General features: G+C 71.7%; 11 protein-coding genes and 1 tRNA gene. 3 read left to right on the top strand and 9 right to left on the bottom strand.

Annotation, left to right across the window (positions count from 1 at the left end):
- Positions 1 to 42: 42 nt before the first annotated feature.
- From C8E84_RS06590 to C8E84_RS06615, 6 genes are all read right to left on the bottom strand, one after another.
- The gene (locus tag C8E84_RS06590) at positions 43 to 585 is read right to left on the bottom strand and encodes a methylated-DNA--[protein]-cysteine S-methyltransferase (RefSeq protein WP_246196822.1); all 543 of its coding nucleotides are present in this window, start codon (positions 583 to 585) and stop codon (positions 43 to 45) included.
- Positions 575 to 1,924, bottom strand: a complete 1,350-nt coding sequence (locus C8E84_RS06595; RefSeq protein WP_159900542.1) for a M16 family metallopeptidase — start codon at positions 1,922 to 1,924, stop codon at positions 575 to 577. Before C8E84_RS06595 ends, C8E84_RS06590 begins: the two co-directional genes overlap by 11 nt.
- A complete protein-coding gene (locus C8E84_RS06600) occupies positions 1,921 to 3,270 on the bottom strand; it encodes a M16 family metallopeptidase (RefSeq protein WP_159900544.1) in 1,350 nt (449 codons plus the stop codon). The genes C8E84_RS06595 and C8E84_RS06600 overlap by 4 nt, the downstream gene beginning before the upstream one ends.
- Positions 3,271 to 3,357: 87 nt before the next feature.
- A complete protein-coding gene (locus C8E84_RS06605; protein ID WP_159900546.1) occupies positions 3,358 to 4,755 on the bottom strand; it encodes an NAD(P)/FAD-dependent oxidoreductase in 1,398 nt (465 codons plus the stop codon).
- 258 nt (positions 4,756 to 5,013) lie between these two features.
- A tRNA-Met gene (locus C8E84_RS06610) sits at positions 5,014 to 5,090 on the bottom strand.
- A gap of 125 nt (positions 5,091 to 5,215) precedes the next feature.
- The gene (locus C8E84_RS06615) at positions 5,216 to 8,281 is read right to left on the bottom strand and encodes a UPF0182 family membrane protein (RefSeq protein WP_425495948.1); all 3,066 of its coding nucleotides are present in this window, start codon (positions 8,279 to 8,281) and stop codon (positions 5,216 to 5,218) included.
- A 99-nt stretch (positions 8,282 to 8,380) separates the two neighbouring features.
- Between C8E84_RS06615 and C8E84_RS06620 the strand changes: the two genes are divergently transcribed.
- Positions 8,381 to 8,953: a PPA1309 family protein gene (locus C8E84_RS06620; RefSeq protein ID WP_425495949.1), complete on the top strand. Its 573-nt coding sequence runs from the start codon at positions 8,381 to 8,383 to the stop codon at positions 8,951 to 8,953.
- A 27-nt stretch (positions 8,954 to 8,980) separates the two neighbouring features.
- Here the strand turns inward: C8E84_RS06620 and C8E84_RS06625 are convergent, their stop codons facing one another.
- A complete protein-coding gene (locus C8E84_RS06625) occupies positions 8,981 to 10,051 on the bottom strand; it encodes a YlbL family protein (RefSeq protein WP_246196824.1) in 1,071 nt (356 codons plus the stop codon).
- Complete coding sequence (locus tag C8E84_RS06630; RefSeq protein ID WP_170296250.1) at positions 10,048 to 10,482, bottom strand: molybdenum cofactor biosynthesis protein MoaE; 435 nt, start codon at positions 10,480 to 10,482, stop codon at positions 10,048 to 10,050. Before C8E84_RS06630 ends, C8E84_RS06625 begins: the two co-directional genes overlap by 4 nt.
- A gap of 102 nt (positions 10,483 to 10,584) precedes the next feature.
- Between C8E84_RS06630 and C8E84_RS06635 the strand changes: the two genes are divergently transcribed.
- Positions 10,585 to 11,976 carry a zinc-dependent metalloprotease gene (locus C8E84_RS06635; protein WP_246196825.1) on the top strand — a complete coding sequence of 464 codons (1,392 nt, stop codon included), beginning with the start codon at positions 10,585 to 10,587 and terminating at the stop codon, positions 11,974 to 11,976.
- Entirely contained in the window at positions 11,973 to 12,539 is a 567-nt protein-coding gene (locus C8E84_RS06640) for an NUDIX hydrolase (RefSeq protein ID WP_159900552.1), read from the top strand. Before C8E84_RS06635 ends, C8E84_RS06640 begins: the two co-directional genes overlap by 4 nt.
- On the opposite strand, the gene C8E84_RS06645 is transcribed toward C8E84_RS06640, so the two are convergent.
- Positions 12,507 to 13,070: a M48 metallopeptidase family protein gene (locus C8E84_RS06645; protein ID WP_159900554.1), complete on the bottom strand. Its 564-nt coding sequence runs from the start codon at positions 13,068 to 13,070 to the stop codon at positions 12,507 to 12,509. The two genes, C8E84_RS06640 and C8E84_RS06645, sit on opposite strands and share 33 nt — an antisense overlap.
- Between the last annotated feature and the right edge of the window lie 171 nt (positions 13,071 to 13,241).

Consider the following 13,241-nt stretch of genomic DNA (forward strand, 5'->3'; position numbering starts at 1 on the left):
TGATGAGGCCCTGCCCGCAGGTGGCTGGAGTGCAAGAAGTCGCTAGAAGAGGAAGGCCTGGTCGGCCTCGCTGGCCACACCCTCGAGGCGCAGCAGCATCGCCTTGCGCTCCACCCCGCCCGCGTACCCGGTGAGCGTGCCGTTCGAGCCGATGACCCGGTGGCAGGGCAGCACGATGGGGATCGGGTTGGCCCCGTTGGCCGCCCCCACAGCCCTCGACGCACCCGGCGGCAGCCCCAACCGGTTGGCGATCTCTCCGTAGGTCGTCGTGGCTCCCCACGGCAGCGTCGCGAGCACGTCCCACACCCGCCGCTGGAAGTCGGTCCCTGCCGGGCGAAGCGGCAGGTCGAACTCCCGGCGGCGGCCCTCGAAGTACTCGCTGAGCTGCCGATGTGCCGCCGTGAGGACCGGCGACCCGCCGCGCTCGTGGCCGGCGGTGCCGTCCGCTGGCGCGTCGAACCGGATGCCGGTGAGCGCACCTCGCGCTTCGACGAGCTCGAGACGCCCGATCGGTGAGGCCATCACCATCGAGCGAGAGACCCCAGCATCGGATGCCCCCGCGTCGGGCTCGACGTCAGAGGTCAACCGTGGTCACCGCCCCGGTGACCCGACCGTCCAGCTGCGGCACGATCTGGGCGGCGTCACCGACGAGAACCACGGTCCACTCCCCCGTGACGACCCGGCCGTACGCGGCGTCGAGGTCATCCAGGGTCAGGGCGTTGACCGCGCGCAGGTTGCGCGTCGTGAAGTCGCCGGGAAGACCCTCGAGGGCGAGCGTCGCGCTCTCGTCGGCCACGGCATCCGCTGTGGCGTAGCGGCCGGGGGCGGTCATGGCGACGTAGTCGACCCCGGTGCGCAGTTCGGCGTCGGTGAACCCGTCGCGCGCACCGTCGAGGATGCCGAGCAGGATCTCGACCGACTCGCCCGTGACCTCCGAGCGCACCGATCCCGACGTCACGAACGTGCCGCCGGCCACCCGTGGTCTGAAGGTCGAGCGGATGCCGTAGGTGTACCCCTTCTCCTCGCGCAGGACCGCGTCGATCCGGGCGCTCGGCGATCCACCGAGGATGAACGACAACACGGGGTGCGGGGCCCACCCGTGGGAGGTGGAGCGGTCGGGGCCGGGGCGACCGACGACGATCTCGGTCTGCACCGAGCCAGGACGATCCACGACGACGACGCGGGCGGCATCCGCCGCGGGAACCGGGGGCACCGGCCGTGGCGCTGGCTGGTGGCGCGGCGCCGACCACGTGCCGAGGGTCGCCTCGAGCACCGCCAGAGCGTCGACGTCGGTGAGGTCGCCGGCGAGCACCACGGTGGCCCCGGCCGGCCCGACGTGGGTGGCGTGGAACTCGATGAGGTCGTCGCGGGTGAGCGCACCGATCGACTCCGGGGTGCCACCCGTGGGGAGGCTCGCCCGGTCGGTCGGGTCCCACAGGGTGCGGGCGAACTCCTTGCCGGCGCGGTGCGCCGAGGAGGCCCGCTCCTGCTCGATCTCGGCGAGCCGGTTGCGCAGGATGCGGCGCACCTCGTCCTCGGGGAAGGCCGGTGCGGCCAGGGCCTGGGTGAGCAGGCCGGCGGCGGTGGCGAGGTGGCGCTGCGAGACGTCGACGTCGACGAGCAGGCCGCCGTCGGAGACCCCGGCACCGAGCACCATGCCGTGGCGCTCCATGAGCTCGGCGAACTCGTCGGACGTCAGGGACGCCGTGCCCTCGTCGAGCAGGCGCGCAGTCATCGAGGCGATGCCCTGCTTGCCGGCGGGCTCGGCGGACACCGCCAACGGAACGACGACCCGCAACGAGAGCACGTACTGACCGGGCAGGTCGTGCAGGAGCACCCGCACCCCGTTGGTGAGCACGTGTTCGGTCGGAACGGGGAAGGCCCACGGTTGGGGCGGGGTCACCTGCGGTCGGGCGGTGCTCACGCGACCTCCTCCTCGTTCGCACCGGCATCCGAGTCGCCGGCAGAGTCTTCGGCATCGTCGCCGACAGCGTCATCGTCAGCCGGGGCTGACAGGTAGGCGACGACGGCGCGGCTCTGCGGCTGCAGCCAGCGGCGCGCCGCGGCGAGCACCTGCTCGGCGGTCACCTCCTGTAGCCGGTCGAGGTGGGTGTTGACGACCTCGGGGTCGTCGTGGAGCAGCAGGTGGTGGCTGATGGCGTCGGCCCGCTCCTCCTGGCTGGCCAGCGCCGACAGCCACGACCGCTCGGACTGCGCCAGGGACGCCTCGAGCTCGACGGCCGTCGGCCCGCTGGCGAGGAATGCGGTCAGCTCCTCGACGAAGGCGGCTTCGACGGCATCCGGGTCCTGCCCGGGCGCGACGTCGAGCACGACGAACCCGAGGGACGCGCCGTCGACGAACCCCCACGCGGTGGCGTGGGCGCCCAGGGCGATCTGCTCGCGCCGCACGAGACGACGAACGAGCCGCGACGTGCTGAGCCCGCCGATGGCGTCGAGCGCCACGGCCGCCGCGAGGAACTCTTCGGTCTCGTCGACGGGCAGGCGGAACGCGATGTGCAGCCGGTCGTTGGGCACGCTCTCGCGCCGCTCGACCCGCACCGGCTGGGCCAGCGGCCCGAGCTGCGGGTGGTTCTCCCGGCGCGGCTCCGCGCTGGCCGGCAACGGCCCGAAGTGGCGCTCGACGAGCTCGAACCCCTGCTCGGGCGTGATGTCACCGCACAGCGTGAGCACCGTGTTGTCCGGCCCGTAGTGCGCCCGGAAGAACGCGTGCACGTCGGCCAGGCTCGCGGCGTCGAGGTCCTCCATCGACCCGATGGTCGGGTGGTGGTAGGGGTGGCCCTCGGGGAAGGTCGCGGCGTAGACGTCGATCAGGGCGTTGCCGTAGGGCTGGTTGTCATAGCGCTGGCGCTTCTCCTCCTTGACCACGTCGCGCTGGTTGTCCAGGTTCTCCTGGGTCACGGCGTCAAGCAGGTGCCCGTGCCGGTCGGCCTCCAGCCACAGGGCCAGTTCGACGGCCCCCTTCGGCACGGTCTCGAAGTAGTTCGTGCGGTCGAACCAGGTCGTCGCGTTCAACCGGCCGCCCTGGGCCATGAGCGCCTCGAAGTGCTCACCGCTCGGCACGTTCTTCGATCCCTGGAACATCAGGTGCTCGAAGAGGTGGGCGAAGCCGGTGCGACCGGGCGACTCGTGGCGCGACCCCACCCCCACCCACAGGTTGACCGTGACGTTCGGGACGGTGTGGTCGGGGCTCACCACGACGCGCAGCCCGTTGGGCAGCGTGCGGCGGTGGATCGGGTAGTCCAGCGGCATGGCGTCACCCTACGTGCCCACGAACGACGGCGAGCCGGATGCCCGGGCGCACCTCCGGCATCCGGCTCACCGTGTGGTCGGGTCGGGTCAGGCCGAGGCTCGGTGCTGCTCCTCGATCTCGGCCACTCCGGCCACGTGCGTGTCCGCGGGATTGGTCGGGATCGAGGGCTGCTCGTCCTCCGGCATGGCGTCCAAGGCCCGGCGGGCGAAGACCTGTTGCTCGGTGGCCACTCGCTCGGCCCGACCGCGGCCGAGGAAGCTGACGGTCCAGTGCAGCAGCGTCGTGACGCGGTGCTTGAACCCGATGATGTAGACGAGGTGGATGGCAAGCCACAGCAGCCAGGCGAAGAAGCCCGAGAATCGGAACTTGCCGATCGAGGCGACCGCACTGAACCGTGAGATCGTCGCCATCGACCCCTTGTCGAAGTACCGGAACGCGGGCTCGGGCTCCTTGCCGTCCAGGCGCCGCTTGACCTGCTTGGCCGCGAAGCGCGAGCCCTGGATCGCGACCTGGGCGACACCCGGGAGGTTGTCGAGCGAGATCATGTCGCCGACGACGAAGACCTCGGGGTGCCCGGGGAGGGTGAGGTCGGGAAGCACCTTGATCCGCCCCGCCCGGTCGAGGTCGGCGCCGGTCTGCAGGGCGAGCTGCTGACCCAGCGAGCTCGCCTGGACTCCGGCGGCCCACACCTTGGTCAGGGCCTCGATCCGGGTGGAGGTGCCGTCGGCCTCGCGCACGGTGATACCGGCCGCGTCGACGTCGGTGACCATCGTGCCGGGGCGCACGTCGACGCCCATGCCCTCGAGGCGGCGCTTGGCGGCCCCGCCGAGGCGTTCGCCGAAGCTCGGCAGCACGGTCGGGGCGGCGTCGACGAGGATGATCCGCGAGTTGCGTGGGTCGATACTGCGGAACTCCCTGCGCAGGGTGCGGTGCGCCAGCTCGGCGATCTGCCCCGCCATCTCGACCCCGGTCGGGCCGGCACCGACGACGACGAAGGTCATCGCCCGCTGCGCCTCGGCGGGAGTCTCGGCAAGCTCGGCCAGCTCGAACGCCCCGAAGATGCGGCCGCGCAGCTCGAGGGCGTCGTCGATGGACTTCATGCCGGGGGCGTGGCGGGCGAAGTGGTCGTTGCCGAAGTACGACTGACCGGCCCCCGCCGCGACGAGCAGGGTGTCATAGGGGGTCACGAGCTCGCGGTCCAGCACGTGCGAGGTGACCGTGCGATCGTGCAGGTCGATGCGGGTCACCGTGCCGAGCAGGACGCGGGCGTTCTTCTGCCGGGCCAGCACCTCACGGGTGCTGGGCGCGATCTCCCCCTCGGACAGGATGCCGGTCGCGACCTGGTAGAGCAGCGGCTGGAACAGGTGGTGGGTGGTCTGGGCGATCAGGGTGATCTCGACGTCGTCCCGGCGCTTGAGCGCCTGGGTACCGAAGAGACCTCCGAAGCCGGAACCGATGACGACGACGCGGTGGGGAGTACTCACGCGGGGGTCAACACGGCATCCGGCGTGGGTATGCCGTTATCAGGCAACGTGGCGCAGGTCACCGACGATGAGCGAGCAGCACGTGTCGCGGGGCTCAGCACTCGCATCCACCCTTGTGACCAGCGGCGCATCGAGGTCGCACGACTCGCCCCCCACCCCCGTACGCGCGTGCCGATTCTCCTCGCTCAACCCGAACTGCATCGCTCAACCCCATCTACGCAGACAGGCGCGGAACCGTGAGGTTCCGCGCCTGACATCTGGTAGCGGGGGCAGGATTTGAACCTGCGACCTCCGGGTTATGAGCCCGGCGAGCTACCGAGCTGCTCCACCCCGCGTCGGGTGCACACCTGCGAACAGGCGTGCTCGGTAGAAAGAACCGTACGTGACGCGCGGCGTCCCACCAAATCGGCGCCGCCCTGAGCAGTCTCAGGGCGGCGCCGATCAGGGTCGAGGCTGGGAATCAGCCGGTGGGCGACGGTGACGGGCTCGGGGTCGCTCCCGCTCCGTCGGGGTTGAGCTGCGGCGCCAGCGCGGCCGCCCTCTTCAGGGCTGCGTCGAGACGCTTCTGAGCCTGGTCGTAGGCCGTGAAGTCACCGGACTTCAGCGCCTCCTGCCCGGCCGTGTACGCCGCCTGCATCTCGGCCAGCGCCGCGGTGAGCTGCGCTGCGGCCGACCCGGTCGGCTGACCGGGATCCGGCGGGGTGGGTGTGTCCGTGCCGGGGTCGGTCGGCGTCGTCGGAGTCGTCGGCGTCTCGCTGCCGTCACCGGCACCGAACAACCCACTCACGGCCTGTTCGAGGGTGTCACCCCAGGCGACGGTGGTGCCGTAGACGGCGACGGTGATCTTGTTCTGGGGGAACGAGCCGGAACCCGCTGCCGCCTGCACGTAGATCGGCTGGACGTAGAACATCCGGCCCTCGAGCGGGAAGGTCAGCAGGTTGCCGAAGGTCAGCGTCTTGCCACCACCGGAATTGTTGGTGATGTACTGCGCCAGCGACAGCTGCTCGGCGGCGTTCTGCGAACGCACCGGCGAGTTCTGGATCTGGTTGAGCACCTGACCGGGGCCGGCCGGCGTCGCCGAGCCGTACTCGAGCAGGCGCAGCGACCCGTAGTCCTCCGCCGGCTTGCCGGCCTCGGACCCCGCGTCGGCATCGACGGCCAGCAGACCACGCAGGATCTCGCGGCCCGCCTCGTTGTTGCTCGCGGGCACGAACGGGGTCGTGATCGAGAAGGCCGCCTCGTCCTCCCCCGGCATCGCGATGGACTGGAAGACCACCGGCTGGTCCTGGGAGGTCTGCGACGGGTCACGCGGGACGCGCCACTTGTCGGAGTTGGAGTAGAAGTCACCCGGGTTGGTCACGTGGTACTCGTTGAGCAGCTCGCGCTGCACCTTGACGAGGTCCTGCGGGTAGCGGATGTGCGACATCAGGTCACCGGAGATCTCCGACAGCGGCCGCACCGACCCGGGGAACGCCTTGCTCCACGCCTTGAGCATCGGGTCCTTGGTGTCCCAGCCGTACAGCTTCACGCTGCCGTCGTGGGCGTCGACGGTCGCCTTGACCGCGTTGCGCACGTAGTTGACCTGCCCGGCACCCACGGTGACGACCGAGGACCGCTGCGTCACGGCATCCGACGTCGCGTCAGCGAGCTCGATGAGCCGTGAGTTGGGGTAGCTGGCGGAGGTGGTGAAGCCGTCGACGATCCACTGGATGCGACCCTCGACGACCGCCGGGTAGACGTTGCCGTCCAGACGCAGCCACGGGGCGACCCGCTCGACCCGCTCGGTGGGCGTGCGGTGGTCGAGGATGCGCGACTCGCTGTTGACCGCGTCGGAGAGCAGGAAGTTGGCCTCGCGGTACTTCACGGCGTACGCCAGGCGGCGCACGAGCGACCCGATCTCGACCCCCCCGGCACCCTCGTAGGTGTTGTTGACGGCGACGTCACCGTCACTGCCCGCGGGGTAGTCGAACTCGCGCGGCGAGTCACCCTCGGGGGCACCGACGACGGAGTACGTCGGCGAGAGCTCCCCGAAGTAGATGCGCGGCTCGTACTCACCGAGCGAGCTGCGCCCGCCGCCCTCGAAGAACACGGGGTCACCCTCGGCGGTGCGCTGGTTGCCGTAGGCGGCGTAGAAGCCGTAACCGTGGGTGTAGACGGTGTGGTCGTTGAGCCAGTTGCGCTGGTTGTCGGGCAGGCCGTTGAGGTTGATCTCGCGCACGGCGACGACGGCGTCGCGGGTCTGGTCGTTGATCGTGTACCGGTCGACGTCCAGGGTGTCGGGGAACGCGTAGTAGTCGCGCTGGCCCTCGAGCTGGCGGAAGGTGGGGGCGACGACGTTGGGGTCGATGATCCGGACGCCCGGGATGTCGTTTGCGGCGGTGCGCAGGACGTCCTTGTCCTCGGTCGCCTCCGGCGCCGGGTTCGGGATGCGCTTGACTCGGTCGAGGCCGAACGCCGTGCGCGTCGCCGTGATGTTGCGTTCGAGGTAGGGCGCCTCGAGGGACTTCTCCGAGGGCTTGACGCGCAGGCTCTGGATCAGCGCGGGGTAGACGCCACCCGCCACGACTGCCGTGACGACGAGCAGGGCGACACCCGTGAGCGGCAGCCGCCAGCTGCGGCTCCAGATCGCCGCAAGGAAGAAGACGGCGCACATGAGCGCGGCGACCGCGAGGATCGCCTTGGTCGGCAGCACCGCGTTGTCGTCGGTGTAGGTGATGCCGGTGAGCAGGCTGCCCTTCTGGGTCGCCAACGTGTAGCGATCGAGCCAGTACGAGGCGGCCCGGGTCAGGGCGATGAGGGCACCGAGGATGCCGAGGTGCACGTAGGCCGCGCGCGTGGTCGGCCCGCGCCCGGGCAGTTGCAGACCCCCGTAGACGTAGTGGGTGAACGCGCCCGCCACGAAGGCCAGGGCCAGCACCACCGTGATGAAGCTCACGACGAAGCGCAGCCACGGGAGGGTGAAGACGAAGAAGCCGACGTCCATGCCGAACTGGGGGTCCTCGATGCCGAACGGCTCGCGGTTCAGCCAGAGCAGCAGGGTGCGCCAGGAGCCCATGGCCCCCGACCCGGCGAGCACGCCGAGGATGATGGGGATGGTCCACACGGCGAGGCGGCGCAGCGGCTCGATGGCCTGTCGGTACTGCTCGAGCACCTGCTGCGCCTGGGTCATGGGGATGTACAGCGGACGGGTGCGGTAGGCGGCGACGAGACTGAGCGCGACAGCGGCACCGGTCAGCAGCCCGGCCCCGATGAACAGGCCCGCCTTGACCGCGATCTCCTTGACGAAGACGCCGCGGAACCCGACGGAGTCGTACCACCAGACGTCGGTGAGGACGTCAGCGGCGATCCCTCCGAGGAGCGCGAGCACTGCCAGCACTGCAAGGGTCGGGCCGAGGGGACCACGCCGCTTGCGCGTCGCGGTGGCCGCAGGGCGACCGGCCCCCCCTTCGTCACCGGGGACACCCCGCGGGGGCGGCGAACCATCACCAGGGCCCGAAGGCCCGTCGAACCACTCCGAGCGACTCACTGCTCTCCCTTGTCCTCATCGCGCAGGGTTGTCCCGCGCCGACGCTGGACCGACAACGTACCCCGGCCTGCTGGAGGTTCCATCAGGCACCATGGTGCGGTGACCTCCCCCACCGAGCCCGCACCCGCCGAGCCCACCCCCGCTGTGTCCCAGCCCGTGACCGACCCGCTCACCCTGGCCGCACTGGACACCGAGCGACACGTGGCCAAGGGCGGCTGGGACCAGCCCGTGCGGCTGTTCGCGCTCGTCCCGACCGCCGACCTGCTCGCCCACGAGCCCCAGCTGGCCCAGGGGCTGGCCTCCCACGACGCCGTGGCCGGCGCCCTCAGCGCGGTCGAGCAGGAGGACCTGCCGAGCGGAGACGGTCTCGAGGACCTCCTCGCCCAGATCGCCTGGCCCGATCAGGTGCTGGGCTGCGCCCTGGCCGTCGAGCGCATCGTCGTGCCGCCCGAGGCCGAGCGCGACCTGCCGAGCGCCGACGCCGCAGCCCTGCAGGCCATCGCCGATCACCCCGACCGGGCCGACGTCCGCCTGCTCGTCGCCGTGACCCGTGACGGAGCTGCCCGGTGCCTGCTGCGTCAGCGGGCCCACGACACCGACGACCGCGTCGCCCTCGGTGAGAACATCGCCCCGGGTCTGGTCCACGCGCTGCGGGCCACCCTCACGCCGTAGTCGAGGGGTCGCGGCGCATCGGCGCGGTCAGCCGCAGGTGGGCAAACCTTCGACAGAACCCTTGGCGATGCCGTTCGCCGCGGCCAGCCCGTCGTCGAAGGTGGCGACCTTGAGCACCTCGAGCCCGTCGGGTACGTGACCGACCACCTCGTCGCAGTTGTCGGCGGGCGCGAGGAAGTAGCTGGCCCCGGCCCGCTGGGCGCCGACGAGCTTCTGGCGGATGCCGCCGATGGGGCCGACGCTCCCGTCGTCCTGCATCGTGCCGGTTCCGGCGATGTTCTTGCCGCCGGTGAGCTCGCCGGGGGTGAGCACGTCGTAGATCGCCAGGCTGAACATCAGCCCGGCCGACGGCCCGCCGACCCGCCCGGTGTTCAGCGTGACGTCGACCGGCAGGTCGTAGTCCATCTGCAACCCGACCCCGATGACGGTACGGCCGCCGGCCTCGGCGGTGCGCGCCGTGACCGTGCGCTCGCTGCCACCACGCTCGATGACGACGGGCAAGGTCTCACCGGGCTGGTGCCGCTGAACGGCGGCGCGCACGGCATCCGACGACGTCGCGGGGTCGCCGTCGACGCTCACCAGGACGTCACCAACCTCGAACACCCCCGTGGACGGGCCGTCCTCGAGCACCTCACCGATGGTGACGGTCTGTTTGACGTCACGCCCGAGGGCCCGCAGGGCCGTCGCGGTCGCCACGCTCTGCGAGTTCGCCATCTCGGCAGCGCCCTCCTGCTCGACCTGCTCCTGGCTGGCCTCGGGCGGGAACACCTGCTCGACGGGCCGCACCTCGTCCGACCCCGAGAGGCGGGCGCCGAGGACGTCGTACACGGTGACCTTGGCCCCAGGCCCACCGGTCACGCTCACGGTGGTGAAGTCCAGCGAGCCGCTCGTCGGGTAGGTCTGCGCGCCGTCGACCGTGAGCAGGGGCTTGCCGTCGTTCTCGCCGAGGATGTTGGTCGCCGGACCGGGTGACATGACGACGTAGGGCAGCCCGACGAAGGTGAGGGCGGCGGCCACGGCGATGACGAGGAACGAGCCGAACAGCAGGGCGGCCGACACCCTCCCGGGCCGCATCCCCGGGCGCTCCGGTTGGATCACGGAAGGCCCACCCACTCGGTCGAGCCGTCCTGAAGGCTCTGGTGCTTCCAGATCGGGGTCTGCGCCTTGAGCGTGTCGATCAGGTCTCGGCAGGCATCGAAGGCCTGTCCGCGGTGCGGGGCTGACGCCGCGACGACGACCGCCAGGTCACCGATGGCCAGCGACCCCGTGCGGTGCACCGCCGCGACCCGCCGAGCCTGCGACCGGGCGAGCACGTCGGCGCAGACGCGGTTCAGCGTGTCGAGGGCGCTCGGGTGGGCTTCGTAGTCCAGCGACGTCACGGCCGCACCGTGGTCGTGGTCGCGCACGACGCCGACGAAGAGGGCGATGCCGCCGCAGCTCGGATGCCGGACGGCATCGAGCACCTCGTCGACGGACAACGGCTGGTCGCGCAGGGCGACGAGGGCGACCGGGTCAGGGTCGATCGTCAATGGTGCTCCTCGGCAGCGGTGACCGGCGGGAACCATCTGGGCCGGATCGTGGTTGGCTTGTCTCGAGACGACATCCTCTCACCCGAATGCCAGGAGCCCCGCGTGAACGACCCCGCCGACGACGCCTCCGCACTGCCCCCCGAGATCGAGAAGCTGCTGCGGGACCTCACCGGTGGTGCGCCCCTGGACCCGCAGCTCACCTCGATGATGCAGGGCATGGGCCTGGACAAGGTCGACCCACAGATGCTCGCGATGGTCATGGGCCAGGTCCAGGCGATGTTCTCCGCCCCCGAGAGCGAGCACGCCGTCAATGCGACGCTCGCCACCGACATCGCCCGCAAGACGGTCTCGGCCCAGGGCGACACGATCGCGACGAGCACCGACCAGCGCGAGGCCGCCGACGCCGTCCAGGTCGCCGGGCTCTGGCTCGACGCGGTCACCGACCTCACGACGCCCGGCCTGCACGGCGTCGCCTGGAGCGCGGCGGAGTGGGTCGAGTCGACGATGCCGGTCTGGACCGACCTCGTCGAGCCCATCGCCGCCGGAGTCACCGAGGCCGTGACGACCGCCCTCGGGTCGCAGCTCGAGCAGCTGGGCACCCTCGAGAACCTCGGCGACGCCAGCATCCCGGGGCTGCCGGGCGGCATCCCCGCAGGCATGCTCGACCAGGCCGGGCCGATGCTGCGTCGCATGCACGGCTCGATGTTCTCCATGCAGCTCGGGCAGGGCACGGGCACCCTCGCGGGTGAGGTGCTGACCGGCTGCGAGGTGTCACTCCCCCTCGTTCCCGCCCCCACCGTCGCCCTCATGCCGAGCGCGCTGCGCACGTTCGCCCAGGGCCTCGAGGTCGACGAGCCGCAGGCACGGCTCTACCTCGCGGTGCGCGAGGTGGCCCGGGTGCGGCTCTTCGGTGCCGTGCCGTGGCTGGGCCCTGCGCTGCTGGCCGCGGTGCGCGACTACGCGGCGGACATCTCCATCGACACCAACGCCATCGAGGAGGCCGTGCGCTCCATCGACCCCTCCAACCCCGAGGCCGTGCAACAGGCCCTCCAGGGGCGGATGTTCGCCCCGCAGCCCTCCCCCGCGCAACAGGCCGCCCTGACCCGCCTCGAGACCTGGCTGGCCCTGGTCGAGGGCTGGGTCGACGTCGTCACCGATCGCGCCACCCGCGAGCACCTGCCCCAGGCCGACGCGCTCGGGGAGGCCGTGCGCCGGCGCCGGGCGACGAGCGGCCCGGCCGAGAAGGCCTTCGAGGCGCTCGTCGGGCTCGAGCTGCGCCCCCGGCGGCTGCGCGACGCCGCGAACCTGTTCTCCGCCCTCGAGGACTCCGGCGACGCCACGACGCGCGATGCCGCGTGGCGCCACCCCGACCTCGCCCCCTCTGCCGCCGACCTCGACGACCCGCTCGGGTACGTCGAACGCACGTCCACGCCGACGACCGACGACATGGACGCAGCGCTGGACGCCCTGCTGCGCGGCGAGGACCCCGCGTGAGCGATGCCGGCTTCGCTCACCTGCGTGAGGATGCCGTCGCCCTCCTCACGCGGTGGACGGCACCGGATGCCGGGCAGGCTCGGCTGCGCGAGGAGTACCTCGCCCACCTGGCCGCCCACCCCGACGGCGTCGCCAAGGCGGGCCCACCCGCGCACCTCACGGCCTCGTGCCTGGTCGTCGATGCAGCCCACGAGCGGGTTCTGCTGACGCACCACCGCAAGGCCAGGGCCTGGTTCCAGTTCGGTGGGCACCTCGAGGCCGGTGACGCATCGGTGTGGCAGGCGGCACGGCGCGAGGCGCGCGAGGAGTCCGGCATCGGTGCGCTCGAGCCCTTGCCCGACCCCGTCCAGCTCGACCGGCACGAACTCGTCGGCGCCTTCGGCCACTGCCGCGAGCACCTCGACGTGCGCTACGTCGCGCTCGCGCCTGACGGGGCGGCGGGGGTGGTCAGCGAGGAGTCACTCGACGTGCGCTGGTGGCCGATCGCCGCCCTGCCCGCCGACACCCGCGCCGAGCTCTCGCCCCTGGTCTCACTCGGGTTGCGTGCCCTCGACGCCGGCTGACCCCTCGACCGGGTTCTCGTCGGGACCGGGGGCCAACCCTTCGGCGTGCGCGAAGCCGTCGAGGAACCCCCGGGCCCGGTCGAGCTTGGGGTAGGACGCGAGCAGGCGCCAGAAGGCCGGTCCGTGACCCGGCACGAGCAGGTGCGCCAACTCGTGGAGCAGCACGTAGTCCAGCACGTGGTTCGGCACGTCGCGCAGGCGGTCGGAGACCCGGATGGTGCCCTCGCCCGGCGTGCACGAGGCCCACCGGCGGCCCATGGTCGAGACCCAGCGCACGCTCGTGGGCCGCGCGTGCCCGCCGAGGTACTTCTGCGACAGGTGCGCCGCCCGGGCCTGGAGCTCGTCGTCACCGCGCGCCCGGCGGCGGTCGCCGGCGGTGAGCCGGGTCAGCATCCGGGTCACCCACCGCTCCTCCTCGGCGGCGCTGAAGGATGCCGGGATGAGCACGACAGTGCGCTCGCCCTCGCGATACGCACTGACCGTGCGGCGCCGGCGGCGACTGCGGCGGACCTCGACGTCCTCCCTGCTCACCCCAGCAGACTAGGCCCGGTGTGCCCTCGGTGGGGCGGGTGGTGCCGAAGTGGTGTGCGGTGCGGGAGTGGCGGCCCACCCATGGCGGGTCCCGCGCGTCCGCCTGATCCGCGGCGGCCTCGTGGCTAGGGTTTGAGCCACCCTGCCGCCTGCGCGGCACCCACACCTGAT

The organism is Ornithinibacter aureus (genome assembly GCF_009858245.1).
Taxonomy (GTDB): Bacteria; Actinomycetota; Actinomycetes; order Actinomycetales; family Dermatophilaceae; genus Fodinibacter; species Fodinibacter aureus.

Bases quoted from the DNA above. Each gene is read 5' to 3' on its own strand.
- C8E84_RS06600 (WP_159900544.1), bottom strand. From the start codon at position 3,270: ATGCCGCTGGACTACCCGATCCACCGCCGCACGCTGCCCAACGGGCTG.